The organism is Pseudogemmobacter sonorensis, assembly GCF_042762395.1.
In the GTDB taxonomy this organism is placed as follows: domain Bacteria; phylum Pseudomonadota; class Alphaproteobacteria; order Rhodobacterales; family Rhodobacteraceae; genus Pseudogemmobacter; species Pseudogemmobacter sonorensis.
In genome coordinates this window covers 332,471-357,939 of record NZ_JBEFZE010000001.1, presented here as the reverse complement: position 1 = coordinate 357,939, position 25,469 = coordinate 332,471, and the positions used below count along the sequence as shown (strand labels likewise).

General features: G+C 68.4%; 25 protein-coding genes. 18 read left to right on the top strand and 7 right to left on the bottom strand.

Going from position 1 to position 25,469, the window contains the following annotated elements:
• Nucleotides 1-196 precede the first annotated feature (196 nt).
• The 3 genes from ABNX41_RS01525 to rpsI all read left to right on the top strand — a co-directional run bounded on the left by ABNX41_RS01525 (nucleotide 197) and on the right by rpsI (nucleotide 2,165).
• A complete protein-coding gene (locus ABNX41_RS01525; protein ID WP_438667946.1) occupies nucleotides 197-1,018 on the top strand; it encodes an SseB family protein in 822 nt (273 codons plus the stop codon).
• A gap of 193 nt (nucleotides 1,019-1,211) precedes the next feature.
• Entirely contained in the window at nucleotides 1,212-1,676 is a 465-nt protein-coding gene (rplM, locus tag ABNX41_RS01520; RefSeq protein WP_438667945.1) for a 50S ribosomal protein L13, read from the top strand.
• Nucleotides 1,677-1,679: 3 nt separating this feature from the next.
• Nucleotides 1,680-2,165 (top strand): 30S ribosomal protein S9, encoded by a 486-nt coding sequence (rpsI, locus tag ABNX41_RS01515; protein WP_438667944.1) that lies wholly within the window; start codon nucleotides 1,680-1,682, stop codon nucleotides 2,163-2,165.
• Nucleotides 2,166-2,409: 244 nt separating this feature from the next.
• Here the strand turns inward: rpsI and ABNX41_RS01510 are convergent, their stop codons facing one another.
• On the bottom strand, nucleotides 2,410-2,628 hold the full coding sequence (locus ABNX41_RS01510; protein WP_438667943.1) for a DUF1127 domain-containing protein: 219 nt from the start codon (nucleotides 2,626-2,628) through the stop codon (nucleotides 2,410-2,412).
• A gap of 102 nt (nucleotides 2,629-2,730) precedes the next feature.
• Between ABNX41_RS01510 and ABNX41_RS01505 the strand changes: the two genes are divergently transcribed.
• The 10 genes from ABNX41_RS01505 to metA all read left to right on the top strand — a co-directional run bounded on the left by ABNX41_RS01505 (nucleotide 2,731) and on the right by metA (nucleotide 13,993).
• Nucleotides 2,731-4,152, top strand: a complete 1,422-nt coding sequence (locus ABNX41_RS01505) for an aminotransferase-like domain-containing protein (protein WP_438667942.1) — start codon at nucleotides 2,731-2,733, stop codon at nucleotides 4,150-4,152.
• 250 nt (nucleotides 4,153-4,402) lie between these two features.
• Entirely contained in the window at nucleotides 4,403-5,296 is an 894-nt protein-coding gene (locus ABNX41_RS01500; protein WP_438667941.1) for an ABC transporter permease, read from the top strand.
• Complete coding sequence (locus ABNX41_RS01495) at nucleotides 5,293-6,102, top strand: ABC transporter permease (protein ID WP_438667940.1); 810 nt, start codon at nucleotides 5,293-5,295, stop codon at nucleotides 6,100-6,102. Before ABNX41_RS01500 ends, ABNX41_RS01495 begins: the two co-directional genes overlap by 4 nt.
• Nucleotides 6,103-6,164: 62 nt before the next feature.
• The gene (locus tag ABNX41_RS01490; RefSeq protein WP_438667968.1) at nucleotides 6,165-7,238 is read left to right on the top strand and encodes an ABC transporter ATP-binding protein; all 1,074 of its coding nucleotides are present in this window, start codon (nucleotides 6,165-6,167) and stop codon (nucleotides 7,236-7,238) included.
• Between the two features lie 189 nt (nucleotides 7,239-7,427).
• Nucleotides 7,428-8,984, top strand: coding sequence for a glutamine-hydrolyzing GMP synthase (gene guaA, locus ABNX41_RS01485; RefSeq protein ID WP_438667939.1), 1,557 nt, complete (start codon nucleotides 7,428-7,430; stop codon nucleotides 8,982-8,984).
• 10 nt (nucleotides 8,985-8,994) lie between these two features.
• On the top strand, nucleotides 8,995-9,267 hold the full coding sequence (locus tag ABNX41_RS01480; protein WP_438667938.1) for a putative quinol monooxygenase: 273 nt from the start codon (nucleotides 8,995-8,997) through the stop codon (nucleotides 9,265-9,267).
• 201 nt (nucleotides 9,268-9,468) lie between these two features.
• Entirely contained in the window at nucleotides 9,469-10,617 is a 1,149-nt protein-coding gene (locus ABNX41_RS01475) for a DMT family transporter (RefSeq protein WP_438667937.1), read from the top strand.
• A 118-nt stretch (nucleotides 10,618-10,735) separates the two neighbouring features.
• Nucleotides 10,736-11,869 (top strand): OmpP1/FadL family transporter, encoded by a 1,134-nt coding sequence (locus tag ABNX41_RS01470; RefSeq protein ID WP_438667936.1) that lies wholly within the window; start codon nucleotides 10,736-10,738, stop codon nucleotides 11,867-11,869.
• Between the two features lie 234 nt (nucleotides 11,870-12,103).
• Nucleotides 12,104-12,988 carry an ATPase gene (locus ABNX41_RS01465; RefSeq protein WP_438667935.1) on the top strand — a complete coding sequence of 295 codons (885 nt, stop codon included), beginning with the start codon at nucleotides 12,104-12,106 and terminating at the stop codon, nucleotides 12,986-12,988.
• An 87-nt stretch (nucleotides 12,989-13,075) separates the two neighbouring features.
• Nucleotides 13,076-13,993 (top strand): homoserine O-acetyltransferase MetA, encoded by a 918-nt coding sequence (gene metA, locus ABNX41_RS01460; RefSeq protein WP_438667934.1) that lies wholly within the window; start codon nucleotides 13,076-13,078, stop codon nucleotides 13,991-13,993.
• Nucleotides 13,994-14,291: 298 nt separating this feature from the next.
• Here metA and ABNX41_RS01455 read toward each other — a convergent pair whose 3' ends face one another.
• The 3 genes from ABNX41_RS01455 to hpt all read right to left on the bottom strand — a co-directional run bounded on the left by ABNX41_RS01455 (nucleotide 14,292) and on the right by hpt (nucleotide 16,064).
• Nucleotides 14,292-15,194 (bottom strand): c-type cytochrome, encoded by a 903-nt coding sequence (locus ABNX41_RS01455; RefSeq protein WP_438667933.1) that lies wholly within the window; start codon nucleotides 15,192-15,194, stop codon nucleotides 14,292-14,294.
• A gap of 121 nt (nucleotides 15,195-15,315) precedes the next feature.
• On the bottom strand, nucleotides 15,316-15,486 hold the full coding sequence (locus ABNX41_RS01450) for a hypothetical protein (protein ID WP_438667932.1): 171 nt from the start codon (nucleotides 15,484-15,486) through the stop codon (nucleotides 15,316-15,318).
• 14 nt (nucleotides 15,487-15,500) lie between these two features.
• Complete coding sequence (gene hpt, locus ABNX41_RS01445; RefSeq protein ID WP_438667931.1) at nucleotides 15,501-16,064, bottom strand: hypoxanthine phosphoribosyltransferase; 564 nt, start codon at nucleotides 16,062-16,064, stop codon at nucleotides 15,501-15,503.
• 283 nt (nucleotides 16,065-16,347) lie between these two features.
• Here hpt and ABNX41_RS01440 point away from each other — a divergent pair, with 283 nt between their 5' ends.
• A complete protein-coding gene (locus ABNX41_RS01440; RefSeq protein WP_438667930.1) occupies nucleotides 16,348-16,824 on the top strand; it encodes a type II toxin-antitoxin system RatA family toxin in 477 nt (158 codons plus the stop codon).
• A gap of 194 nt (nucleotides 16,825-17,018) precedes the next feature.
• Here the strand turns inward: ABNX41_RS01440 and ABNX41_RS01435 are convergent, their stop codons facing one another.
• From ABNX41_RS01435 to ABNX41_RS01425, 3 genes are all read right to left on the bottom strand, one after another.
• Complete coding sequence (locus ABNX41_RS01435) at nucleotides 17,019-17,552, bottom strand: CinA family protein (protein ID WP_438667929.1); 534 nt, start codon at nucleotides 17,550-17,552, stop codon at nucleotides 17,019-17,021.
• Nucleotides 17,540-18,049, bottom strand: a complete 510-nt coding sequence (locus tag ABNX41_RS01430; RefSeq protein ID WP_438667928.1) for a phosphatidylglycerophosphatase A family protein — start codon at nucleotides 18,047-18,049, stop codon at nucleotides 17,540-17,542. Before ABNX41_RS01430 ends, ABNX41_RS01435 begins: the two co-directional genes overlap by 13 nt.
• A 110-nt stretch (nucleotides 18,050-18,159) precedes the next feature.
• A complete protein-coding gene (locus tag ABNX41_RS01425) occupies nucleotides 18,160-19,344 on the bottom strand; it encodes a bifunctional 2-C-methyl-D-erythritol 4-phosphate cytidylyltransferase/2-C-methyl-D-erythritol 2,4-cyclodiphosphate synthase (RefSeq protein WP_438667927.1) in 1,185 nt (394 codons plus the stop codon).
• 206 nt (nucleotides 19,345-19,550) lie between these two features.
• Between ABNX41_RS01425 and dusB the strand changes: the two genes are divergently transcribed.
• The 4 genes from dusB (at nucleotide 19,551) to ABNX41_RS01405 (ending at nucleotide 25,468) form a co-directional block, all read left to right on the top strand.
• Entirely contained in the window at nucleotides 19,551-20,528 is a 978-nt protein-coding gene (dusB, locus tag ABNX41_RS01420) for a tRNA dihydrouridine synthase DusB (protein ID WP_438667926.1), read from the top strand.
• A complete protein-coding gene (locus tag ABNX41_RS01415; protein ID WP_438667925.1) occupies nucleotides 20,528-21,622 on the top strand; it encodes a two-component system sensor histidine kinase NtrB in 1,095 nt (364 codons plus the stop codon). The genes dusB and ABNX41_RS01415 overlap by 1 nt, the downstream gene beginning before the upstream one ends.
• 2 nt (nucleotides 21,623-21,624) lie before the next feature.
• The gene (locus tag ABNX41_RS01410) at nucleotides 21,625-22,989 is read left to right on the top strand and encodes a response regulator (protein WP_438667924.1); all 1,365 of its coding nucleotides are present in this window, start codon (nucleotides 21,625-21,627) and stop codon (nucleotides 22,987-22,989) included.
• 64 nt (nucleotides 22,990-23,053) lie between these two features.
• Nucleotides 23,054-25,468, top strand: coding sequence for a sensor histidine kinase NtrY-like (locus ABNX41_RS01405; protein ID WP_438667923.1), 2,415 nt, complete (start codon nucleotides 23,054-23,056; stop codon nucleotides 25,466-25,468).
• Nucleotide 25,469 lies beyond the last annotated feature (1 nt).

The following is a 25,469-nucleotide window of genomic DNA, read 5'->3' as shown; positions in this document are numbered from 1 at the left end:
GCAGAACCTCGGGGCAGGGTGGGGCGCCAGACCGCGTGGCGCCTCCCCGCTGCGCGACGGGCGGCGCCATGCCATGGAGGGCGTCTCCCCTTGCCGCGTCCCCCGTGGCGCAATACGGGAGGGATCAAACCCAATCCATGGTTCCAGAGCGGGCGCCTGCCCGGGCTGCGGACCCCGATCCGCGAGGTTCCGGAAATTGATCAGCGACACCCCGACCCTGCTCGACGCCGCCCATGCCGCCGTCTCCGCCGATCCCGAGAACGAGGCGGCGCGGCTGCGCTTCTACGAGCGGCTGGCCGATGGCGAACTGCTTCTGCTTCTGTCGCGCGAGGCGCGGAGCGGGGACGAGGCGGGGATCCTCGACCCGCGGATCTTCGATCTTGAGGAGGGGCCGGTGGTCCTGGTCTTCGACCGCGAGGACCGGCTGGCCGATTTCGCGGGCGGGGTGGTGCCCTATGCCGCGCTGCCCGGGCGGGTGGTGGCGGGGCTGCTGCGGGGGCAGGGGATCGGGCTGGGGGTGAACCTGGGCGTCGCGCCCTCGTCGATGCTGCTGCCGCCCGAGGCGATGGACTGGCTGGCCGAAACGCTGGACGGCGGGCCGGAAGAGGCCGAGGCGGTGCCCGAATCCTTCGTCGCCCCCTCGGCCCCCGAGGCGCTGGTGGCGGCGCTGGACGCCAAGCTGGCCAAGGCCGGGGGGCTGGCCGAGGCGGCGCTTCTGGTGGGCGTGCGCTATCGCGGCGGGCGGGCGGGGCATATGCTGGCCTTTCTGGGCGCGGCCGAGGGGGCCGAGCCCGCGCTGGCCCGCGCCGCGCGCGAGGCGCTGGTGTTTTCCGGCATCGAGGCGGGCGAGATGGACGTGGTCTTCCTGAACCCGGGCGAGGGCGTGCTGCCCGCGCTGGCCCGCGTCGCGCTGCGCTTCGACCTGCCGCTGCCCGAGGCGCCGCCCCGGGCGGCATCAGGGGCGCCCGCGCCCGCCGCGCCCGGGATGGATCCCGCCCGCCCGCCGAAGCTGCGCTGAAAGGGCCGGGGCGGGGGGTCGTTTCGGCGAAACAGTGGCCTGAGATTGGGGTATCATGAAACCCCAATCGCAAAGCACTGTTTTTAAAAGATTTAATATTGCATCGACGTCTTGACGTGGCGAAGGGCTTCGGCGATAAGCCCGCATCCGAATGCGCGGGGGCTTCCCCGCCCCTGACCACGATGGAACCACGATGAAAACCTTCACCGCAACGCCTGCGGACATCGAGAAGAAGTGGATCCTGATCGACGCCGAGGGCGTCGTTCTGGGCCGCCTCGCCACGATCGTCGCCAATATCCTGCGCGGCAAGAACAAGCCGACCTTCACGCCGCACATGGACATGGGCGACAATGTGATCGTCATCAATGCCGACAAGATCCAGTTGACCGGCAACAAGCGCGAGGACAAGCGCTATTACTGGCACACGGGCCATCCCGGCGGCATCAAGTCGCGCACCGTGCGCGAGGTGCTGGAAGGCAACCACCCCGAGCGGGTCGTGGTCAAGGCGGTCGAGCGCATGATCACCCGCAACCGCCTGGGCCGCCAGCAGATGACCAATCTGCGCGTCTATGCCGGCGCCGAACATCCCCATGAAGCTCAGCAGCCCGCCGTCTACGACGTCAAGGCGCTGAACCCGAAGAACACCCGGAGCGCGTAAACCATGGCCGACATCAAGTCTCTCGACGATCTGAAGGCCGCCGTGGGCGAAGCCGCGCCGGTCGCGGCCGAAGCCGCCCCGCGTGAGCCGGTCCGCGACGCCCTGGGCCGCGCCTATGCCACCGGCAAGCGCAAGGATGCGGTCGCCCGCGTCTGGGTCAAGCCCGGCTCGGGCAAGGTCACCGTCAACGGCAAGGAGCTGAACGCCTATTTCGCGCGTCCGGTTCTTCAGATGATCCTCAAGCAGCCCTTCACCGTCGCCAATGTCGAAGGCCAGTTCGACGTCTATGCGACCGTCGCGGGTGGCGGCCTTTCGGGCCAGGCCGGCGCGGTGAAGCATGGCATCTCGAAGGCGCTCCAGCTTTATGAGCCCGGCCTGCGCCCGGCGCTGAAGGCCGCGGGCTTCCTGACCCGCGACTCGCGCGTCGTCGAGCGGAAGAAATACGGCAAGGCCAAGGCCCGCCGCAGCTTCCAGTTCTCGAAGCGCTGATCCCCGGATCGACGGATTTCACGAAAGGCGCGGGCTTCGGCCCGCGCCTTTTGCTTTTGCCGATCGCGGTCATCCGGCCGAGCCACACCTCAGGATCTCACCGGGATCACCTCCGAAATCGCCACGGAACGACAAAAAAGGGGGCCGGAGAACCGGCCCCAGGCTCAGGGGAGTGAATATCGTGGCGCCGCGCGGCCGCAGGGGGCCAAGGCGCGCCGGGGGATCTACCGGGGGATTCAGTGGATCAGTCGCGCCAGAACGGCTTGGCGCATTCGGCGTCGCGCCGCTCCGCATCGAGGCCGATGTCGCGCAATCCATGCATATCCAGCCGGGAGAGGGCGCGTCGGCTGAGGCGGCGGTTCTCCCACAGCGCGAGAGTGAGCCCGAGGGTGACGACCATGCGCGACAGCGGCGGCAGTTCTGCCGGCAGCAGGGGGCTGTGGAAGGTGGTGGTCTCGGACATGCGGGGCATCGGCCCCTCCTCTCTATTTTGTGTTGATACAATGCGACGTTTATCGTAGGGTGATTGTAACAAACACCTTGAATGAGTCGCCAGAGATACATTGTGTCAGATACAAGTTGGTCTCCCGATCTGAATGCCTTTCCCGGGCCGAAATATCTGGGCCTGTCGCGGGCGCTGCGCGAGGCGATCCGCTCGGGCACGCTGCCGCCGGGCAGCCAGTTGCCCACGGTGCGCGACCTGGCCTGGCGGCTGCATCTGACCCCGGGCACGGTGGCGCGCGCCTATCAGCTTGCCACGCAAGAGGGGCTGCTGGAGGCCACGGTCGGGCGCGGCACCTTCGTCGCGGCGGCGCAGCCCCGGCTGGGACCGACACAACCGCTGTATCAAGAGCGGATACAATCCGGCACAAAGGGCTTCATCGACCTGCGCCCGCCCCAGGTCCCCGAGGTCGGCCAGACCGGCGCCTTCCGCGCCGCGCTGCTGGAAATGGTGGCGGGCCTGGAGGGGGATGCGGCCCGGGGGGGCGACTGGCTCGACTACACCAGCCAGACCGGCGAGGGTCGGCTGCGCGAACAGATCGTGCAATGGGTGGGCGACCGTATCCTGGGCCCGGTCGGGCCCGAGGATATCGCGCTGACCCATGGCGGGCAGAACGCGGTCTCGCTGGTCTTCGACTGCTGCCTGCGGGGCGAGCGGCCGGTGGTTCTGCTGGAGGAACTCGCCTATCCCGGCTTTCGCTATGCCGCGCGCTCGGCCCGGGCCGAGGTGGCGGCGGTCGAGATCGACCGCCATGGCATCGTCCCCGCCGCGCTGGAGGCCGCCTGCCGCCGCCACGGGCCGCAGATCCTGTGCCTGACCACCGAGGCGCAGAACCCCACCACCGGGCGGATGCCGATCGGGCGGCGGCTGGAAATCGCCGAGATCGCCCGCAATTTCGACCTTCAGATCCTTGAGGACGATTGCTATTCGGTGGCCGAAAGCGACATCCCCTCGCTGCGCGCGCTGGCGCCCGAGCGGGTCTGGATGGTCGGCTCGGTCTCGAAGACCATCTCGGCGGCGCTGCGCTTCGGCTATGTGGTCTGCCCGACGGGCATGGGCGAGGCCGGGCGGCTTTCGGCGCAATACGCCTTCTTCGCGCTGGCGCGCCCGGTGGCCGAGCTTTGCCTCTATCTGTTCGAGACCGGGGCGGCGGCGCGGATCCGCGCCCGCGTCCAGGCCGAATTCGCCGATCGCCTGCAACGGCTGGTGAACCGGCTGGGCCGCTACGACCTGAACTGGCAGCCCGGGGTGCCCTTCGTCTGGCTGAACCTGCCGCTTGGCTGGCGGGCCTCGACCTTCACGCGGATGGCCGAGCTGGAGGGCGTGCTGGTGCGCCCGGCCGACGAATATGCGCTGGTGGGCGGGCGGGCGCCCAATGCGGTGCGGCTGGCGATTCCCGGGAATATCCCGATGGCGGAATTCGAGGATGCGCTGGCGCGGCTGGCGCGGCTGCTGGCCCATCCCCCGGCGGCGCTGGTGGTCTGAGCGGGCAGGGCGCCCATTTCGCATAATATTTAAGCAGCAACCACAAACTGCCCGAGTTTCAGACGGAAAACCGGGCGGGAGGGCCTGGCCGATCCCCTGCGCCGGGCCCCAGGCCTTGCCCGGGCGTGCGGGGGCCTCAAAACCGGGCTTGCCAAGTCGCGAAAGCGGCGGCAGTTTTGATCAAACGCCGCGTCGCGACGCTTGGACCGAAAGGGCGGCGCGCGCAGGAACGGCGGCAGCAGGGGGCGGCATGGCGAAAGTGATATCGGCCGAGACGAAATCGGGCTGGCTTCTGGTCTCGCCGCCGTTTCTCTTCACGATCCTGGTGCTGGCGGTGCCTTTCGCGATCATCGTGGGGCTTGCCTTCGTCGGCATCGACCAGGGCCGGGTGCGGGTGCCTCTGGCCCCGGGCGACGCCGAGCGGATGTTCTTCACCTTCGAGAATTTCGCCCGCGTCCTGACCGAGCCGGTCTACCGCTCGGTCATGCTGCGCTCGCTGTTCATCGCGGTCTGCGTGACGCTGGCGACGGTGGCACTCGCCTATCCGATCGCCTATTTCGTCAGCTTCCACGTCGCGCCGTCGCGAAAGCCGCTCTGGATCTTCCTGATCACCATCCCGTTCTGGACCAGCTACATCATCCGCATGGCGCTGTGGCGCACCATCCTGGGCTACAACGGCATTTTCGACAATTTCATCGGCCTCTTCGGATTCGAGCCCGCCAATATCCTCGCCAATGGCGTGCTGGCGATCATCATCACGCTCAGCCATGCCTTCGCGCCCTTCGCGGTGCTGCCGATCTTCGTCGCGCTGGAAAAGGTCGACCGCTCGCTGCTGGAGGCGGGGCAGGATCTGGGCGAATCGAAGCTGATGACCTTTCTGCGCGTCACGCTTCCCCTGACCATGCCCGGCGTGGTGGCGGCGGTGCTGATCGTCTTCATCCCCGTCGTCGGCGATTACGTCACCGCAAAGCTGATGGGCGGATCGACCAATCCGATGATCGCCAATCTGGTCGAGGTCGAGATGCTGCGCAAGCGTGACCATGCCATGGGCTCGGCGGTGGCGGTGACGGCGATGGCCATCGTTACGCTGATCTCGATCGCCTTCGTTCTTCTCAACCGACGCTATCTCGGAGCCCGCCGATGACCCGCGCGCCCGGCCTTCGGGGCTATTCGATCCTGTATCTGGTGTTTCTCTACGCGCCGATCCTGATCCTGCCGATCTTCGCCTTCAACGACGCGACGGTGGTGTCCTTTCCGCTCTCGGGCGTGACCGGGCGCTGGTTCGCCGAGATGTGGGCGGACCGGGCCTTGTGGCAGGCCTTGCGCACCAGCCTGGTGATCTCGCTTTCCACCGCGGTGATCGCGACCTCGCTCGGCGTGCTGGCGGCGCGGGCGGTGACGCGCTACCGCTGGCCGGGCAAGCCCGGGGTGATGGGGCTGATCCTGGTGCCGCTGGTCCTGCCCGAGATCATCGTGGCGATGTCGATGCTGATCGTGCTGAACTGGATGGCGGTGCCGCTGTCGTGGATCACGGTGATCTTCGGCCATGTGCTGATGTGCATGCCCTTCGCGGTCACCATCATGACCTCGGCCTTCCAGAGCCTCGACGGCTCGCTCGAAGAGGCCGCGCTGGACCTGGGCGAGACCCAGCTCTCGGCCTTCCGCCTGATCGCGCTGCCTTTGGTGATGCCGGGGATGATCTCGTCCTTCCTGATCTCCTTCACGATCTCGATCGACGAATATATCATCGCCAGCTTCATCGCCGGGAACGATACGGTGCTGTCGACCTATATCTACGGCCAGTTCCGCTTTCCGGCCAAGGTGCCGATGGTTCTGGCGCTTGGCACCTGCCTGGTGACCGCCTCGGTCATCATCCTGATGATCGCCGAATATTTCCGTCGCCGGGGCGTTGCGCGCGCGGGCGGCAAGGACAGCGGAGGCTTCCTGTGAGCGCAGATCCCACGACCCTGACCCAAAGCGATCCGGCGGCGGTGCCGCCGCCGCGCCAGACCATGATCGAATTCCGCGACGTCCACAAATATTACGGCGATTACCACGCCCTGCGCGGCATCACCGCGACGATCCGGGCGGGCGAGTTCTTCTCGCTCCTCGGCCCCTCGGGCTGCGGCAAGACCACGCTCTTGCGCACCATCGCCGGGTTCGAGGACATTTCCTCGGGCGTCGTGCTGATCGATGGCAAGGACATGGCCCGGGTCGCGGCCAATGTGCGCCCGACCAATATGGTGTTCCAGAGCTACGCCATCTTCCCGCATATGTCGGTGGCCGAGAACGTGGCCTTCGGCCTGCGCCGCGATCCGCGCTCCAGGGCCGAGAAGGCCGCCGCCGTGGAAGAGGCGCTGGAGATGGTCGGGCTCAAGGGCTACGGTGGCCGCGCCGCCCATGCGCTGTCCGGCGGCCAGCGACAGCGGGTGGCGCTGGCGCGGGCGCTGATCCTGAAACCCAAGGTGCTGCTTCTGGACGAGCCGCTCTCCGCGCTCGACAAGAAGATGCGCGAACATATGCAGGTGGAGCTGATCAAGCTGCAACGCCAGGTCGGCATCACCTTCATCCTGGTCACCCACGACCAGGAAGAGGCGCTGGTGATGTCCGACCGTATCGCCGTGATGTTCGAGGGCCAGATCGCCCAACTGGCCGATCCCGAGACGCTCTACCGCCGCCCGGCCACCCGCCAGGTCGCCGATTTCATCGGCACGATGAACTTCATCCCCGCCCGCATCCTCGACGAGACCGGCGGCCGGATCGAGATCGAGGCCCCCGGCCTCGGTCGCGCCACGCTCTCGGCCGACCAGGCCCCGCCCGCCCGGGGCGACGCGCCCGCGGTCGGCCTGCGGCCCGAGACGCTGACCCTGGTCTATCCCGGCCAGAGCACCGAAGAGCGCACCTTCCCCGGCCATATCGACGAGGTGATCTATTTCGGCGACATGACCTATTACGACGTGATCCTCGAAGGCACCGAGATCGAGATGCGGCTGTCGATGCGCAACGTGCCCGGCCGCCCGGTGCTCGATGTCGGCACCAAGGTCGATGTCGCCTGGAGCCCCGAGGCGCTGGTCCTCTTCCGCTGACCCCGCCTCGCCCCCCCCGAACCCCCAGCAACCGGCCCGCAAAGCCCTCCCCGCTCCATCCCTTTCTTCTTTGCAAAAATATCCCGGGGGAGTCCGCGCCCGGCGCGGACGGGGGGCAGCGCCCCCTCCCGCCATCCCCCGCGCGCCGCGCCCTCTTGCGATTTCGCACCTCTGGCCCTAAGCGAAGCCATGACCCAGCATCAGCGCCTTCTCATCATCGATTTCGGATCGCAAGTCACCCAGTTGATCGCGCGCCGCCTGCGCGAGTTGAACGTCTATTGCGAGATCCATCCCTACAACCGCGTGACCGACGCCTTCCTGCGCGATTTCGCGCCGCGCGCGGTGATCCTGTCGGGTGGGCCGGATTCGGTGACGCGACCGGGCAGCCCCCGCGCGCCCGAGGCGCTTTGGAGCCTCGGCGTCCCGGTGCTGGGGATCTGCTACGGCCAGCAGACCATGATGACGCAACTCGGCGGCCTCGTCGAATCGGGCCATGGCACCGCCGAATTCGGCCGCGCTTTCGTCGCGCCCGCCGATGAGCGGCTCGCGATCCTCGACGGCTGGTTCGAATCCGGGCCCGAACAGGTCTGGATGAGCCACGGCGACCATGTCAGCCGGATCGCCCCGGGGTTCCGGGTCTATGGCACCTCGCCCGGCGCGCCCTTCGCCGTCACCGCCGATCCCGCGCGCCATTTCTACGCCGTGCAGTTCCACCCCGAGGTGCACCACACCCCCAAGGGCGCGAAACTCTACGAGAATTTCGTCCGGCTGGCGGGCTTCACCGGCGACTGGACCATGGCGGGCTACCGCGAACAGGCGATCCGCGCCATCCGCGACCAGGTCGGCGACCGACAGGTGATCTGCGGGCTTTCGGGCGGGGTCGACAGTTCCGTCGCCGCCGTACTGATCCATGAGGCGATCGGCGACCAGCTCACCTGTGTCTTCGTCGACCATGGCCTCTTGCGCAAGAACGAGGCCGAAGAGGTCGTCGCGATGTTTCGCGACAATTACAACATCCGGCTGATCGCGGCGGATGAAAGCGAATTGTTCCTGGGCGCGCTGGAAGGCGTCTCGGACCCCGAGGTGAAGCGCAAGACCATCGGGCGTCTCTTCATCGACGTGTTCCAGAAATACGCCAACCAGATCGAGGGCGCGGAGTTCCTGGCCCAGGGCACGCTCTATCCCGATGTGATCGAAAGCGTCTCCTTCTCGGGCGGCCCCTCGGTCACCATCAAGTCGCATCACAATGTGGGCGGCCTGCCGGAAAAGATGGGGCTGAAACTGGTGGAGCCGCTGCGCGAGCTGTTCAAGGACGAGGTCCGCGCCCTGGGGCGCGAACTCGGCCTGCCCGCAAGCTTCATCGGTCGCCACCCGTTCCCCGGCCCCGGCCTTGCCATCCGCTGCCCGGGCGAGATCACCCGCGAGAAACTGGCCATCCTGCGCGAGGCCGATGCGGTCTATATCGACCAGATCCGCAGGCACGGGCTTTACGACCAGATCTGGCAGGCCTTCGCCGCCATCCTGCCGATGCGCACCGTGGGCGTGATGGGTGACGGGCGGACCTACGATTATGCCGTCGGCCTGCGCGCGGTGACCAGCGTCGACGGCATGACCGCCGACACCTATCCCTTCAGCCACGATTTCCTGGGCGAGACCATGACCCGGATCATCAACGAGGTCCGTGGCGTCAACCGCGTCTTCTACGACGTGACCTCGAAACCGCCGGGCACGATCGAACTCGAATGATCACGCTCACATGATTACGCTCACGGGCCGCCTGATCTGCGGCAATATGGTCGAGGCCGAACTGGTCTCCTCGCTGGTCGCCGAGCATGTCCGCCTGTCGCGGGCCGAGCCGGGGTGCCTGTCCTTCAACGTCAGCCCGACCGCCGATCCGCTGATCTGGCTGGTGGACGAGGCTTTCGCCGACCGTGCCGCCTTCGAGGCGCATCAGGCGCGTGCCCGTGCGGGGGCCTGGCACAAGGCCACCGCGCATCTGCGCCGCGATTATCGCACCACCGGGCTTTAGCGCGCGCAGGGCCCGCGCGGCGACGGTCGTGCCGCGGAGCCCGCCTGCCTCAGGCGGATCGTCCGCCTCGCTTCGGGGCCGAGGCTCTGCGTCCCGCCGCCGGGGCGGGGCCGCCCGGCTGTTATCGGGCAGGTCGGCCGGGCGACCGGCTCCTGGAGAAGACGGCTGGACAGATCCCTCCGCCCGGGCGATGAAACGCGGATGGGAGAGGGAAATCACGAATCCATCGGCGTGCAGGCGCCGCATGGCCGGTCGGCTGGACGGCCTTCGGCGGTCCGGGGCTGTGTCGGCATGGGCGACACCCTGCCCGACCGGGACAAGGCCGGGACGGGGGAGGGGGCACACCTTGGTTCGCGTCCCGCCCCGGACCATGGCCCAAACCGAACCCCGGACCCCGCCGCCGATCTTGCCGACGACCTCGCCGCCAACCTCGCCTCGGGCGCGGCGGTCCTGCATGGCGTCGCCGCGCCCGACGCGCACCGGCCCATGGCGGCGGCGGCCTGGATGGTCGGCTCGATCCTGTCCTTCTCGGCCATGGCCATCGCCACCCGCGCGGTCAAGGACCGCCACGAGGTTTTCGAGGTGCTGGCCTATCGCTCGCTGGTCGGGCTGGTGCTGGTGGTGGCGCTGGCCTTCGCGCTTGGCCGGGCGGGCCGGATCAGGGCGCGGCGGCTGCCGGGGCATCTGGCGCGCAACAGCGTGCACTTCTGCGGCACGGCGCTGTGGTTCTGGGCGGTGACCCAGATCCCGCTGGCGCAGGTCTTCGCGCTGGAATTCACCTCGCCGCTGTGGGTGATCCTGCTCTCGCCGCTGTTTCTGGGCGAGCGGCTGCGTCCGGCGCGGCTGGCGGCGGCGGGGCTTGGCTTCATCGGCATCCTGCTGGTGGCGCAGCCGGATTTCGCCGATCCCGAGCCGGGCGTCATGGCGGCCGCCGCCAGCGCGGTGTTCTTCGCCGCGACCATGATCCTGACCAAGCGGCTGACGCGAGAGGAGGATCTGTTCTCGATCCTGTTCTGGCTCGCGCTGATCCAGTCGGTCTTCGGGCTTGTGCTGGCGCTGCATGACGGGGCGATGGTGCTGCCCGATGCGCAAAGCGCGCCCTGGCTTGCACTGATCGGGTTTTGCGGCATCGGCGCGCATCTGTGCCTGACCCGGGCGCTGTCGCTGGCCCCGGCCTCTTTCGTCGGGCCGGTCGATTTCATGCGCCTGCCGATCATCGCGCTGATCGGCGCGGCATTCTACGACGAGCCGCTGACGCTGGGCCTTGCCTTCGGCGCCGCGCTGATCCTGATGGCGAATGTCTGGTCCCTGGGGTTCGAGAAACGATCCGCGGGCAAACCCGTCCTGTAAAACGCCCAGGGCTGTCCCGGCATGTGAAGTTTGCTTGACGTCGCGTCCCGATTGACCGTTTTCACAGCACCTCCTAGCGTGGAAGGGGGAGATCCTTTCGCAAGGATGAGGGAGAGAGATGAAACGTTTACTGGCAACGACCGCAGCCATCGTCTGCGGCGCGGGGATGGCTGATGCGGGCGGTGTGGACCGCTCCGGCCAGTCCATCGCGATCCTGTTCGAACAGGGCAATTACGCCGAGATCAGCTATGGGCGGATCATGCCCAGCGTCAGCGGCAACGACATGGCGGTGTTCGGCGGACGCGCCACCGGATCGGTGGCGGGCGACCATGCGCTGCCCGGGATCGCGCTGAAATACGACCTGAGCACCCGGCTTTCGGCCGCGCTGATCTATGGCCAGGATTACGGCGCCGACGTGCTTTACCCCCTGGGCAATTCCATCGCGCTCGGCGGCACCCTGGCGCAACTGGACAGCGATGTGATCACCGGGATCCTGCGCTATCGCTTCGACGACAATATCTCGGTCCATGGCGGGATCCGGGCCTCGAAGGCAGCGGGCGAGGTGACGCTTTCGGGCGCGGCCTATGGCCCGCTCGGCGGCTACAACGTGCGCTTCGACGAGACCTGGGGCACCGGCTATCTGGTCGGCGCCGCCTATGAGCGGCCCGATATCGCGCTGCGGGTGGCGGTGACCTATTTCTCGAAGGTGACCCATGACATGGACACGACCGAGACCTTCCCGATCCCGATCGGGCCCTATCCGGCGGGCACGCCCCTGCCGGGGGTGACCTCGGTCGACACGCCCCAGGCGGTCAACATCGATTTCCAGACCGGCGTCGCCGCCGACACGCTGGTCTTCGGCTCGATCCGCTGGGTGGACTGGAGTTCGTTCAAGATCGACCCGCCGCTTTTCACCCCGGCCGCGGGCCAGGGGCTGGTCAGCCTGGAGGACACCACCACCTATACCCTGGGCGTCGGGCGGCGGTTCAACGAGAACTGGTCCGGCTCGGTCTTCGCGACCTACGAGCCCGAGGGCAATCCGCTGGTCTCGCCCCTCGCGCCGACCAACGGCTACAAGGGGATCGGCCTGGGCGTGGTCTATACCCAGGACAATGTGAAGGTGACGGCGGGGGTGCGCTATCTGGATCTGGGCGATTCGCTGCCGCGCACCGCGATCCCGCCGCAGGCCCGGGCCGCGATGACCGGCAACCATGCCGTCGCCGTGGGGCTGAAGGTGGGTTTCAGCTTCTGAGAGGCCGTTTCTGAGGCCCGCGCCCGGGGGGGCAAGAAGGCCCCCCGGAGAAGACCCCGCAGCAAAGGCCCCGGGCAAGGACCGGGGCCCCGCCACGGGCCGTTCGGGCCGGGCAGGGCCCTTTCGCCTTCGCCCGCCGTTCTCTCCGCATTTTCCCCGTGCAAGCGGGCGGGCCGCGGGCTAAACCCGCAGCCGGGCGCCCCGATCCGGTGGCGCCGAGGGGGAAGACGCGCGATGATCTATCGGTCGGGCAAGGATTACCTGGACTCCTCGCACAAGAGGGTCCTGCTCTTCGGCATGTCGGGGCTGGGCAAGACCTGGCTTTCCAACCTGATGCGCGACACCGCGCCGGGGCAGGGCGGGGGCTGGTTCCACTACTCGGTCGATTACCGCATCGGCACCCGCTACATGGGCGAGCATATCGCCGACAACTTCAAGCGCGAGGCGATGAAGGTGCCGCTCTTGCGCGAATTGCTGATGACGGATTCCGTCTTCATCGCCTCGAACATCACCTTCGACAATCTCGCACCGCTCTCGACCTATCTGGGCAAGCCCGGCGATCCGGCCAGGGGCGGGCTGCCTTTCGCCGAATACATGAAGCGCCAGCGCGAGCACCGCGAGGCCGAGATCGCCGCCACGCTGGACACCCGCCATTTCATCGAACGGGCCGAGGACATCTACGGCTACCGCGATTTCATCTGCGACAGTTCGGGCTCGATCTGCGAGGTGGTCGACCCATTCGACCCTGCGGATGCGGTGCTGGGGCAATTGGCGCAGACCCTGCTTCTGGTCTGGATCAAGGGATCCGACGCCCATACCGAAGAGCTGGTGCGCCGCTTCGACCGCGCGCCGAAGCCGATGTATTACCAGCCCGCCTTTCTTGAGGCGATGTGGCAGGAATACCGCGCAAGCCATGGCGTGACCGAGGAAAACTGCGATCCCGACCATTTCGTGCGCTGGACCTATGCCCGGGCGCTGGCGCATCGCCAGCCGCGCTATGCCGCCATGGCGGAATGGGGGGTCACCATTACCGCCGAAGAGGTGGCCGAGGTCCGCACCCCCGCCGATTTCAATGCGCTGCTTGCCTCGGCCATTGATCGCAGGCGCCCCGGCGCATAAATCAGCCCCCGAAATCCGCCCTGCCGCCTTCCGGTTTCCCGGATCCGGCGGCATTACCCCATCCGGCCCGCATCAGGAACGCCAGACATGCCCATCACCCTGCCCGAGACCCTTCCCGCCTTCGAAGTCCTGCGCGACGAGGGCGTGATGGTCATGTCGCCCGAGCGGGCGGCGCGGCAGGACATCCGGCCGCTGCGGATCGGGCTGCTGAACCTGATGCCGAAGAAGATCCAGACCGAGAACCAGTTCGCCCGGCTGATCGGCGCCACGCCCTTGCAGATCGACCTCTCGCTGATCCGCATGACCGAGCATCAGACCAAGAACACCGCCGCCGCGCATATGGCGGCCTTCTACCGCCCGTTCCAGGAGGTGAAGGCCGAGAAATTCGACGGGCTGATCATCACCGGCGCGCCGATCGAGCATCTGCCCTTCGAGGCGGTGACCTATTGGGACGAATTGCGCGAAGTCTTCGACTGGACCCAGACCAACGTGCATTCCACCTTCGGCGTGTGCTGGGGCGGCATGGCGATGATCAACCATTTCCATGGCGTGCAAAAGCATATCCTGCCGCAGAAGGCCTTCGGCTGCTACCTGCACCGCAACGTCCGGCCCTCGTCGCACTACCTGCGCGGGTTCTCCGACGATTGCTTCGTGCCGGTCTCGCGCTGGACCGAGATGCGCGCGGGCGAGATCGAGGCGGCCGAGGGGCTGAACCTGCTTCTGGACAGCGCCGAGGTCGGGCCCTGCCTGGTCGAGGATCCGGGGCATCGCGCGCTCTATATCTTCAACCATTTCGAATATGACAACGACACGCTGAAGCAGGAATACGACCGCGACATAGCCAATGGCACGCCGATCCATGTGCCCGCGCATTACTATCCCGGCAACGACCCGTCGCAGCCGCCCCGCAACCGCTGGCGCAGCCATGCCCATCTGCTTTACGGCAACTGGATCAACGAGATCTACCAGACCACCCATTACGACCTGAACCTGATCGGCCGCTGATCGGCTTTTTTTTGGGGGGGGCAGTCGCCGCCTGCTGACCTGGCGGGATTGGCCGGGGCTGGTTGGTGCGCGCTTGCTCGGGGGCTGCGGTCCCGCCTTGCCCGCGCGCCAAGGGTGGTGAGCCGCCAGCGCGCGCCCCGCCCCGGCAGGTGCCCCCCTTGCCCGGCTCTGGCCTTGCCCGATTCCCTTTTGGCTCCATGCCGTTTTGGCCAGGTGTCCACCGGGGCGGGGCGCCGGTTCTGCCCGGCATCCGCCCGACCCGGCCCTCCTATTCGGCGCCCTCCTATTCGGCGCCCTCCTATTCGGCGGCAGGCAGGCGCTTGAGATAGGCGGCCACGGCCAAGGCGTAATCCTCGGGCAGGCGGGCGAAATTCTCGACCACATGCGCCATGTGGCCGCCCGCGCTGTCATAATCCGGGGTGAAGCCGGTGGTCAGGTAATAGGCGATCTCGTCCTCGCTCCAGTCCAGCGCGGCGGGGGTGATGTTCGGCACCATTCCGCGCCCCGAGGGGTTCGGCGCCCCGGCCATCCAGCGCGACGCCTCCAGCGCGCCAAGCGCATTGCGCGGCGTGTGGCATTCGGCGCAATGGGCCATGGCCTCGGCGATATAGCGCCCGCGCGCCTCGGTCTCGGTCAGGTCGGGCGCGTCGGCCAGCGGCCCGCCGATCCGCCCCGGCGTGAAGAACAGCCATTTCCAGCCGCCAAGCGCGAGGCGCTGGTTGAAGGGAAACCCCAGATCATGCGGGCGGCTTGGCGTCGGATCCTGCGGCAGGCCCTGCATATGGGCGTGAAGATCGACGACATCCTGCAACGCGAGCCCGGCATATGAGGCATAGGGCAGGGCGGGGTAAAGATGCTGTCCCGAGGGCGAGACCCCGCGCGTCAGCGCATTGGCCAGGTCCAGCACCGACCAGTTGCCGATCCCGGCCTCGGGGTGCTGGCTGATGTTCGGGGCGTGGAAGGTGCCGAAAGCGGTCTCGAAGGCCTGGCCGCCGGCCAGGGCGCGCTCCCCCTCGGCCCCCGAACCCGGCGCCATATGGCACGAGGCGCAGCCGGTGGCGAGGAAGACCTCGGCGCCGCGGGCGGGATCGGGGGTCAGGCCCGCAAGGGCCTCGGGCGCCAGCATCTGCGGGCGGGTCAGCCACCAGAAGGCAACCCCGGCGACAAGGGCAAGGAAGATCAGGTTTCGCAGGATACGCATGCTGGCTCCGCTCGTGCTGGCGTGGTGCGGCGATCGGCGGGCCGATCCGTGGTGGTGCGATCGGCGGGCCGATCCGGGCCAGACTAGTCGGCGATCGCCGCCTTGTCAGGCCGCAGGCCGGTCAGAACCGCGGCGGTCGCGCGGAATTTACCTTGAGCCAGTCGGGCCAGAACCCCAGCCATTCCACCAGCCCGAACGCGAGGCAGGCCGCGACCACGCCCAGGATGAACACCACCCGGCGGGTCGAGGGCGGATTCTGCGCCCAGCGTTTGGCCCGAAGCATCCAGCGCATGAAATCCATCGCGCCTAGCCCTCGGCGTCGGTGAACCGCACCTTGCCGATGAAGGGCAGGTTGCGGTTTCTCTGCGCGAAGTCGATGCCGTAGCCGACGACGAATTCGTCGGGGATCTCGAACCCGGTCCAGGTGGCGCGGATCGGCACCTCGCGGCGCGAGGGCTTGTCGAGCAGCGCGCAGATCTCAAGCCGCCGGGGTTCGCGCGACAGGAGCAGCGCCTTGACATGGCTGAGCGTGAAGCCGGTGTCGACGATATCCTCGACCACCAGCACGTCGCGGCCCTGGATCTCGCCGCGCAGGTCCTTGAGGATCCGCACCTCGCGCGAGCTTTGCGTCGAATCGCCGTAGGACGAGGCTTCGAGGAAATCCACCTCGCAGGGCAGGTCGATCTCGCGCACCAGATCGGCGATGAAGACGAAACTGCCGCGCAAAAGCCCCACGACCACCAGCTTGTCGGTCCCGGCGAAGGCGCGGGTGATCTCGGCGGCCAGGGCCTCGACCCGGGCGGCGATCTCCTTGGCCGAGATCATGCGGTCGATGACATGGGGGCGCGTGGCCGGGGCGGGGTTGCTCATCGGGGCGGGCATCCTTGGCGAAGGGCCGGGGGGGGGGGGGGCGAAAGCGGGCGGGCGGCGGGCCCGGGGGCCACAGGCCCTAATTGCCGGGAAGGCGCCCCGGGACACAAGCGATTCTGTCCCGCCGGGGGCCCGGCCCCTCCCGGGCACAGTGGCTGTGCGGGGGCTGCGCGAGGAAAAGCCGCCATCGGCCTTGTAATCGCCCCGCGTCCGCGCGACATGGGCGCAATCCGCTCCCTCGCGCCATCGGCGCAGCCCGTTCCCTTGCGCAAGGCCCGCGCCCATGCCGACCCATCAAGAGACCCGCAACCTGCCCTATACCGCGCGCCAGATGTTCGATCTGGTGGCGGATGTGGAATCATACCCCAAGTTTCTGCCCTGGAACGCGGCGGCGCGGATCCGGTCGCGCACGCCGCTTGAGACCGGGGGAGAGACGGGGGGCGAGGTGATGGAGGCGGATCTGGTGATCTCGTTCAAGGTGTTCCGCGAACGCTTCGGCTCTCGCGTGACGCTTCTGCCGGGCGAAAGCCGGATCCTGACCGAATATCTGGACGGGCCGTTTCGCTACATGCGCTCGACCTGGGGCTTCCGCGACCGCGAGGAGGGCGGCTGCGCGGTGGAATTCTTCGTCGATTTCGAATTCCGCAACGCGATCTTGCAAGGCATCATCGGGCTTGTCTTCAACGAGGCGATGCAGCGGATCGTGCGCGCCTTCGAAGCCCGGGCCGAGGCGCTTTACGGGCCCGGACCGGCGTCCTGACCGACAGGCCGACGGGCGCCTGCCCGCATCGGGGGCGGTGGGTCCAAGCCGCCGGGAATGGCGGCGGTGCCCGGCGCGGGACCGCCGCGATCCCCCGCAGGCGATCCGACCCGGCGATCCATCGGCGATTTCACAGGCCCGGTGCCAGTTACGCGCCCGTCACGCGCCCATCACGCGACGGGCGCGGGCGCGGCTCAGCCGGGCGCCGGTTCCCCGTCCTGCGCCCTATCCACTGCCGCATCCAGCGCAAGCGCCAGCAGCCGCAGGGCGTGGTCGCGGGCCGCCGCGCGCACCTCAGCCCGGCCGGGCGCGCCGAATTCGACCGTCTCGACCCGCGTCGGATGGCCCTGGCGCGCCAGGCCGAAACAGACCCGGCCCTCGGGCTTGAACTCCGACCCGCCCGGCCCGGCGATGCCGGTGATCGAGACCGCCAGCCCGGCCTGCGAATGGCGAAGCGCGCCCTCGGCCATCTCGCGCGCGACCTCTTCGCTGACCGCGCCGTGATCGGCGAGCGTTCGGGGCGCGACGCCCAGCATCTGGGTCTTGGCGGCGTTGGAATAGGTGACGAAGCCGCGATCGAACACCTCGGACGCGCCGGGCACATCTGTCAGCGCGGCCGCCACCATCCCGCCGGTGCAGCTTTCGGCGGTGGCGAGAGAGAGACCCGCCCGCCGCGCGGCGCCCAGGATCGCGCGAACCAGCGCCTCCGCCGGGCCTAGCCCAGCCATGGCTGCAGCACCGCATGGTAAAGCCCGGCCAGCACCACCGAGACGATCCCGGCGAACAGCCCCGCCCAGAGGTCGTCCAGCATCACCCCCGCCGCGTCATGGCGCCGGTCGGCCCGCCCGACCAGCCAGGGCTTCCAGATGTCGAACAGCCGGAACAGCACGAAGGGCGCGACCCAGCCCGGCCAGGCGCCCGACACGAAGCCAAGCGCCGCGCCGTGGTTCCACAGCGGCAGAATGGTGAAGCACAGCGCCAGAAGCTGGCCCGCCACCTCGTCGATCACCACCTCGGACGGGTCACGGTCGGCCCGTCCGGCCAGATAGCGCGGCACGGTCACGAAGCCCGCGACCGTCGCCGCGACGAAGGCCAGCGGCACCAGAAGCGCCAGCCCCGCCTGATAGGCCAGAACCGCCAGGATCGTGGTGACGAGCGAGGCCCAGGTGCCGGGCGCGGGCCGCAGATGGCCGATGCCGAGGAAGGTTGCGATGATGCTGGTCATGTGGTTCTGGCCCTTTCGCCGGGCGGCGGATGGTTGTCGCGGATCCCGCCGGGGAGGGCGGGGTTTGGTCCTGGGCCCGGGTCCCCCGTTCGTCTCGGGCCCCCTTCGCTTCAGGCCCCGAGCAGGACCACGCTCGCCATGGCGGCGATCCCCTCCTCGCGCCCGGTGAAGCCCAGCCGTTCCGAGGTGGTCGCCTTCACGCTGACGCGCGCGGGGTCCAGCCCCATGATGCGGGCGAGTTCGGCCTGCATGTCAAGGGCATGGGGGCCGATCCTGGGCCGCTCGCAGACGAGCGTGATGTCGCAGTTGCCGATACGGTAGCCGCGCGCGGCGGCAAGCTTCACCGCATGATCGAGGAAGATATGGCTGGCCGCCCCCTTCCATTGCGGGTCCGAGGGCGGAAAATGCCGCCCGATATCGCCTTCGGCCAGCGCGCCATAGATCGCATCGGTCAGCGCATGCATGCCCACATCGGCGTCGGAATGGCCCAGAAGGGCCTTGTCATGCGCCACCCTGACGCCGCAGAGCCAGACATGGTCGCCCCCGGTGAAGGCATGGACGTCGTAGCCGTTGCCGATGCGCAGATCCATCGCGCCCTCTCCGTTCCGTTTCGCGATCAGCGCCTCGGCCCGGGCGAAATCGCCGGGCCAGGTGAGCTTGATGTTGTCCTCCTCGCCTTCGGTGATGGCGACGTCAAGCCCGGCGGCCCGAGCCACCGCCACATCGTCGGCCGCATCGCCCCGGAAATCGCGGTAAGCGGCCAGGAGGGCGTCGAAGCGGAAGGCCTGCGGGGTCTGGGCGCGAAACAACCCCTCACGCGCGAGGGTTCCGGTCACCCGGCCCCCCGCGCCGCGCCAGAGCGCGTCGGTGACCGCCAGCGCGGGGGCGGCGGCGGGGCTGCGCTCAAGCGCGGCCATCAGATCGGCGATCAGGCGGGCAGAGACCAGCGGCCGCGCGCCGTCGTGGATCAGCACATGGCTGATCGGCCGCGCCAGCCGCGCCGCGGCCTCCAGCGCGGCGCGGACCGATGCGGTCCGGCTGGCGCCGCCATGGACCAGATGCAGCCCGGCTTGCTCCGGCGAAAGCAGGCGGTGCGCCCGCGCCGCATCGGCGGGGTCGATCACCACCATGCGGGGGAAGGCCGCGAAACACTCCAGCGTATGCGCCAGCACCGGACGCCCCAGAAGGGGCCGCCATTGCTTGGGCACCTTCCCGCCCGCCCGCGTCCCGCGCCCGGCCGCGAGCACGATGACCAGCGTGGTCGGCGGCAGGTTCGGCGGGATTTCGTCTGTCATCGGGCGGGGTCCATGGTTCGGGGCGCGCGGTGGCGCGGCCCGGCTGTCATAGGCCAGCCACCGGCTTGTGACAATCTGGCGCGGGAACAGGCAGATGTGATTAAATAATAATCACTGCCTTATTGAGAGGCAGAATTGAACCGATCTAGCGTTGTCTATATGGGTTCGCGCAGGAAGTGATAACACAACCGCACAAGGAACAGGCCGTGTCGATCCCGGTTGGCCCCATTTCTATCCATCCCCCGGTTCTGCTGGCTCCGCTGGCGGGGATCACAGACCTGCCGTTCCGTCGGCTGGTCGGATCCTTCGGCGCGGGCCTTGTCGTGAGCGAGATGGTGGCCTCGGACGAGGTGCTGCGCAACCGCCCCGAGGCGCGGGCGCGGGCGGAACTGGGGTTCGACCAGCAGGCGACCTCGGTCCAGCTTGCGGGCCGCGATCCCGCCCTGATGGCCGAGGCCGCGAAATGGTGCGAGGATCAGGGCGCGCGGATCATCGACATCAACATGGGCTGCCCGTCGAAGCGGGTGACCACGGGGCTTTGCGGCTCGGCGCTGCTGCGCGACCTCGACCTCGCGCTGGATCTGGTCCGGGCGGTGGTGGGGGCGGTGAAGGTTCCGGTCACGCTCAAGACCCGGCTGGGCTGGGACGACGCCAGCCTGAACGCGCCCGAACTGGCGCGGCGCGCCGAAGAGGCGGGGGTAGCGATGGTGGTGATCCACGGCCGCACCCGCTGCCAGTTCTACAAGGGCCGCGCCGACTGGCGCGCCATCGGCGCGGTGAAGCGGTCGGTCGGGATCCCGGTCGTGGCCAATGGCGATGTCGTCGATGCCGCGAGTGCGGCCCGCGCGCTGGCCGACAGCGGCGCCGACGGGGTGATGGTCGGGCGCGGCGCGCAGGGGCGGCCCTGGCGGCTGGCCGAGATCGCCGCCGCGCTTTACGGCACGCCCACGCCGAAGATCCCCGAGGGCCGCGCCCGGGCCGAGATGATCCTGCGCCATTACGATGCGATGCTGTCCTTCTACGGGCTGGACCTGGGCCTGCGCTGCGCGCGCAAGCATCTGGGCTGGTATCTGGAGGCGGCGGGGCTGGATCACGCGCGCGAAGGCGTGCTGACCGCGACCGACCCCGCCCTGGTCCATCGCCGCATCGAGGAAGCGTTCACAGATATGGAGGTGGCTGCGTGATGCCCTATCGCTCACCCTATCCGGTGCCCGGCGTGATCTGGGCCTCGCTGCCGCTGCCGTCGCTGCTGATCAATCCGGCCGGGCAGATCATCGAGGCCAATCCGGCGGCCGAGGTCTTCATGAACGCCTCGGCCAAGGCGCTTCTGGGCCAGCCGGTGCTGGACCGGCTGGCGATCGACGCGCCGATGGAAGAGGCCTTCGCCCGCGTCCGCGCCAATCAATCGGCGCTGAACGTCAACGACGTCGACGTGACCACCGGCGAGAAGCCCCCGGTGCAATGCACGCTGCACATCAGCCCGATGCACGACAACCCCGAGATCGTGATGATGATCCTGTCGCCGCGCGACCTGGCCGACCGGATGGGGCGCTCGATGGGGGCCAAGACCGCCGCGCGCTCGGCCATCGGCATGGCCGAGATGCTGGCGCATGAGATCAAGAACCCGCTGGCCGGGATCGCCGGATCGGCGCAGCTTCTGTCGATGAGCCTCACGCCCGAGGATCGCGAATTCACCGATCTGATCGTCGAGGAGACGCGGCGCATCGTGAAGCTGCTCGAACAGGTCGAGCAGTTCGGCAATATCCGCCCGCCCGACCGCCGCGCGGTCAACGTGCATGACGCGCTGGACCGGGCCCGGCGCTCGGCCCTGGTGGGGTTCGCGGCGCATATGACGATCCTTGAGGATTACGACCCCTCGCTGCCACCGACCTGGGCCGACCCCGACCAGTTGATGCAGGTCTTCCTCAACCTGATCAAGAACGCGGCCGAGGCGGCCGGGGCAGGGGGCGGCACGATCCGGCTGCGCACCTTCTACGACCTGTCGCTGCGCCTGCGCCGCAAGGATGGCGAGCGCGGGCCGCTGCCCCTGAACATCGAGATCAGCGACGACGGCCCCGGCCTGCCCCCCGACATCGCGGGCGAGATCTTCGAGCCCTTCGTCTCGGGGCGCGAGAACGGCACCGGGCTGGGCCTTGCGCTGGTCTCGAAGATCATCGCCGATCACGAGGGCTGGATCTCGGTCGACAGCTCGCCCGGCCGCACCTCGTTCCGCATATCGCTGCCGATGGCACCCAAGGACAAACGGAAGGACCTCTGAGCATGGATGGCACGGTTCTGGTCGCGGATGACGACCGCACGATCCGCACGGTTCTGACCCAGGCGCTGACACGGGCGGGCTGCAAGGTCCATGCGACCAGCAGTCTGATGACGCTGATGCGGTGGGTCGAAGAGGGCAAGGGCGATCTGGTGATCTCGGATGTGATCATGCCCGACGGCAACGGGCTGGATGCGCTGCCGCGCATCGCCAAGATGCGGCCCGGCCTGCCGGTGATCGTGATCTCGGCCCAGAACACCATCATGACGGCGATCCAGGCCGCCGAGGCCGAGGCCTTCGACTATCTGCCCAAGCCCTTCGACCTGCCCGACCTGATGAAACGCTCGGCCCGGGCGCTGGAGCAGAAGCGCCGCGCCCCCAAACCCGCCGCCCCGGTGCGCGAATCGGTCGAGGACCTGCCGCTGGTTGGCCGCACGCCCGCGATGCAGGCGCTTTACCGGCTGGTGGCCAAGGTGATGAACACCGACATCCCGGTGCTGATCTCGGGCGAATCCGGCACCGGCAAAAGCCTGCTCGCCCGTGCGATCCACGACTTTTCCGACCGCCGCACGCTGCCCTTCGTGGTGGCGCAGGCGGTGGACCTGCAAGGGGTCGAGGGGCCCGCGAGCCTGATCTCGCGCGCCCGCGGCGGCTCGGTCGTCTTCGACGAGGTGGCCGATTTCGACGAGGACACCCAGGCCCGCGTCGTGCGCCTGCTGGACATGCTGGGCGACAAGGCGCCCCGGGTGATGGCGACCAGCCAGGTCGACCTCTCGGGCCGGATGGAGGCGGGGCATTTCCGCCAGGACCTGTATTTCCGCCTGGGCGGCGTAACGCTGCATGTGCCGTCCCTGCGCGAAAGGGTCGAGGACATCCCGCTCTTGGCGGACCATTTCCTGGCCAAGGGCGAGCGCGATTTCGGCACCGTCCGGCGGCTGTCGAACGAGGCGCGCGACCTGATCCGCACCCATCCCTGGCCCGGCAATGTACGCCAGCTTGAGAACACCATCCGCAGGCTTCTGGTGACCTCGACCGATGCCGAGATCTCCAAACCCGAAGTGGCGGCGATTCTGGGCCAGCAGCCCGCCGCCGAGCCGCTGAAGGGCGCGGTGGAGAGCGAAAAGCTCTCGGCCAGCGTGGCGCGGCATCTCAAGCGGTATTTCGACCTGCACGGCGGGCAATTGCCGCCCCCCGGCGTCTATCAGCGCATCCTCAAGGAGGTGGAACTGCCGCTGATCGAGATCGCGCTGGACGCCACCGGCGGAAATCAGGCCAAATGCGCCGATCTTCTGGGGATCAACCGCAATACTTTGCGCAAGAAGATCACCGATCTTGATATCCGCGTGACACGGCGCAGGAAGCTGATGTAAAACCGCAACATCAAGCGTGGCAGACCGGCAAGGGCGCGGTCGGGCCACAAGATGTTGCAGGGTTATGACGGTTACCGATCGCGCGATTCGCCGGGATGTCTGGCTCAGGGTCTCACGTCTGCGCCGCCAGCGGCGGGCGCAGACGGCGGCCATGCTGGGGCTGGTGTTCCTGGCCCCGGTCCTGGTGGTGGCGACCTTCCTTCTGCTGGGCCCCCTGGGGCAGGGCGGGACCTCGGATGCCTTGCGGGTGATCCTGCTGGCGGATCTGGTCTATGTGCTGGTGGTCGCGGCGCTGGTCATGGCGCGGGTGGCGCGGATGATCGCCGACCGGCGCAGCCAGTCGGCCGGATCGCGGCTGCACCTGCGGCTGTCGGTGGTCTTCGCGGGCGTGGCGCTGGTGCCGACCGTTCTGGTCGCGGTCTTCGCGGTGTTTTCGCTGAACCTCGGGCTGGAGGGCTGGTTTTCCGAGCGGGTGCGCTCGGTCGTCGGTTCCTCGCTGGCGGCCGCCCAGGCCTACGAGGGCGAGCAGCGCGAGGATCTGACCGAGGATGCCGCCGCCCTGGCGCATGAGCTGAACGAATTGCGCCGCCGCTTCTCGCGCATTCCCAGCGACGGCGACCTGCGGCTTTACCTGTCCGACGCGCAGCGCACCATCCAGCGCGGCCTGAAGGAGGCCTATCTGATCGACGGCGCGGGCGAATTGCGCGCGCGCGGCGAACGCTCGTATCTCTTCGGGTTCGAGCCGGTCAGCCCCGACCAGCTCGCGCAGGCGCGGGCGGGCAGGGTGGTGCTGATCCCCGACTGGCCCAACAGCGAATTTCGCGCGCTGGTCCATCTGGCCGCCTATCCCGACCGCTATCTCTACGTCAGCCGCGAGGTCGACGGCCATATCCTGTCGCTTCTGGACGAAACCCAGGAGACGGTGCTGCTTTATACCCAGCTTGAGGCCGACCGGGGCAGGCTTCTGTTCAATTTCGGCCTGATCTACCTGGGCTTCGCCATCATCCTGCTGCTGGCCGCGATCTGGCTGGGCCTGTGGTTCGCCGAGCGGCTGTCGCGCCCGGTGGGGCGGCTGGCGGGCGCGGCGCAGCGGGTGGGGGCGGGCGATCTGGACGTGCAGGTCACCGAGGAGGACGGCGATGACGAGATCGCCATGCTGGGCCGCCTCTTCAACCGCATGACGCGGCAGTTGAAGGGCCAGCGCCTGGCCCTGATGCAAAGCCATGCCCTGACCGAGGAGCAAAGGCGGCTGTTCGATTCGGTGCTGAGCAATGTCACCGCCGGCGTCTTCGGGCTTGAGGCCGACGGGCGGGTCGATTTCATGAACCGCGCGGCGGCGCGGCTGCTGGACATCCAGGGCGATCCGCACGGCATGGACATCCGCGATGCCGTCCCGGAATTTTCCGACCTTTTCAACCGATTGCGCGACGAATCCGCTTCCGTGGCGCAAGAGGAGATCCGCCTGACCCGGCGCGGCCAGATCGAAAGCCTGCTGGTGCGGCTGAGCGAGCGGCGCGCCGAGGACGGCGGGCTCGAGGGCTATGTGGTCACCTTCGACGACGTGTCGGACCTGGTCTCGGCGCAAAGGCTGGCGGCCTGGGGCGATGTGGCGCGCCGCATCGCGCATGAGATCAAGAACCCGCTGACCCCGATCGCGCTTTCGGCCGAACGGATCAAGCGCAAGTTCCGCAACCAGGTCGCCGCGCCCGAGGATCTGGAAAACCTGACCGATGTGATCGTGCGCCAGACCAACGACCTGCGCCGCATCGTCGACGAATTCTCGCGCTTCGCCCGCATGCCCGAGCCCGACCGGCGCGAGACCGATCTGGTGGCGCTGGTGCGCGACGCGCTGATCCTGCAGGAGGCGGGCCAGCCCGGGGTGCGCTTCTCCAGCACGCTGCCCGAGGCGCCGGTGCTGATGGATCTGGATGCGACCATGATCGCACAGGCCTTGACGAACCTGATCAAGAACGCAGGCGAAGCCACTGAAACCGTTTTGGAAAATGGGGCGCCGGACGGATATGTCCCGCAGATCCGCGTCGAGATGCGGGTCGAGGGCGGCGAAAGCCTGATCCGCATCATGGACAATGGCACCGGCCTGCCCGAGGATCGCTCGCGCCTGTTCGAGCCCTATGTCACCACCCGCGCCAAGGGCACCGGCCTGGGCCTGCCCATCGTCAAGAAGATCATCGAGGAACATGGCGGCACGCTGTCTTTGGTGGATGCGCCGCTTTTCGAGACCGAGGCGGGGGGGCGCCCCGGCGCCATGGCCGAGATCCGCCTGCCGCCTCTGGCGCGGCGGCGCATGGGGCGCAATATGGGCGCGGCCGGGTCAGGGCCTGGACCTGGGCCTGGACCTGGGCCGGGGTCAGGACCGGGCCGGGATGGCCGCAACGAGACGCCGCAAGGCGAGGTGAGCGGCCCTGGGGGCCGGTTGAACGGGGGCCCGCAGGGGCGTTTGCAGGATCGGGGAGCTTGAG

Coding starts and splice junctions, on each gene's coding strand:
- rplM (WP_438667945.1), top strand. CDS start 1,212: ATGAAAACCTTCACCGCAACGCCTGCGGACATCGAGAAGAAGTGGATC.
- rpsI (WP_438667944.1), top strand. CDS start 1,680: ATGGCCGACATCAAGTCTCTCGACGATCTGAAGGCCGCCGTGGGCGAA.
- ABNX41_RS01510 (WP_438667943.1), bottom strand. CDS start 2,628: ATGTCCGAGACCACCACCTTCCACAGCCCCCTGCTGCCGGCAGAACTG.
- ABNX41_RS01500 (WP_438667941.1), top strand. CDS start 4,403: ATGGCGAAAGTGATATCGGCCGAGACGAAATCGGGCTGGCTTCTGGTC.
- ABNX41_RS01495 (WP_438667940.1), top strand. CDS start 5,293: ATGACCCGCGCGCCCGGCCTTCGGGGCTATTCGATCCTGTATCTGGTG.
- ABNX41_RS01490 (WP_438667968.1), top strand. CDS start 6,165: ATGATCGAATTCCGCGACGTCCACAAATATTACGGCGATTACCACGCC.
- guaA (WP_438667939.1), top strand. CDS start 7,428: ATGACCCAGCATCAGCGCCTTCTCATCATCGATTTCGGATCGCAAGTC.
- ABNX41_RS01480 (WP_438667938.1), top strand. CDS start 8,995: ATGATTACGCTCACGGGCCGCCTGATCTGCGGCAATATGGTCGAGGCC.
- ABNX41_RS01475 (WP_438667937.1), top strand. CDS start 9,469: ATGGGAGAGGGAAATCACGAATCCATCGGCGTGCAGGCGCCGCATGGC.
- ABNX41_RS01470 (WP_438667936.1), top strand. CDS start 10,736: ATGAAACGTTTACTGGCAACGACCGCAGCCATCGTCTGCGGCGCGGGG.
- ABNX41_RS01465 (WP_438667935.1), top strand. CDS start 12,104: ATGATCTATCGGTCGGGCAAGGATTACCTGGACTCCTCGCACAAGAGG.
- metA (WP_438667934.1), top strand. CDS start 13,076: ATGCCCATCACCCTGCCCGAGACCCTTCCCGCCTTCGAAGTCCTGCGC.
- ABNX41_RS01455 (WP_438667933.1), bottom strand. CDS start 15,194: ATGCGTATCCTGCGAAACCTGATCTTCCTTGCCCTTGTCGCCGGGGTT.
- ABNX41_RS01450 (WP_438667932.1), bottom strand. CDS start 15,486: ATGCGCTGGATGCTTCGGGCCAAACGCTGGGCGCAGAATCCGCCCTCG.
- hpt (WP_438667931.1), bottom strand. CDS start 16,064: ATGAGCAACCCCGCCCCGGCCACGCGCCCCCATGTCATCGACCGCATG.
- ABNX41_RS01440 (WP_438667930.1), top strand. CDS start 16,348: ATGCCGACCCATCAAGAGACCCGCAACCTGCCCTATACCGCGCGCCAG.
- ABNX41_RS01435 (WP_438667929.1), bottom strand. CDS start 17,552: ATGGCTGGGCTAGGCCCGGCGGAGGCGCTGGTTCGCGCGATCCTGGGC.
- ABNX41_RS01430 (WP_438667928.1), bottom strand. CDS start 18,049: ATGACCAGCATCATCGCAACCTTCCTCGGCATCGGCCATCTGCGGCCC.
- ABNX41_RS01425 (WP_438667927.1), bottom strand. CDS start 19,344: ATGACAGACGAAATCCCGCCGAACCTGCCGCCGACCACGCTGGTCATC.
- ABNX41_RS01415 (WP_438667925.1), top strand. CDS start 20,528: ATGCCCTATCGCTCACCCTATCCGGTGCCCGGCGTGATCTGGGCCTCG.
- ABNX41_RS01410 (WP_438667924.1), top strand. CDS start 21,625: ATGGATGGCACGGTTCTGGTCGCGGATGACGACCGCACGATCCGCACG.
- ABNX41_RS01405 (WP_438667923.1), top strand. CDS start 23,054: ATGACGGTTACCGATCGCGCGATTCGCCGGGATGTCTGGCTCAGGGTC.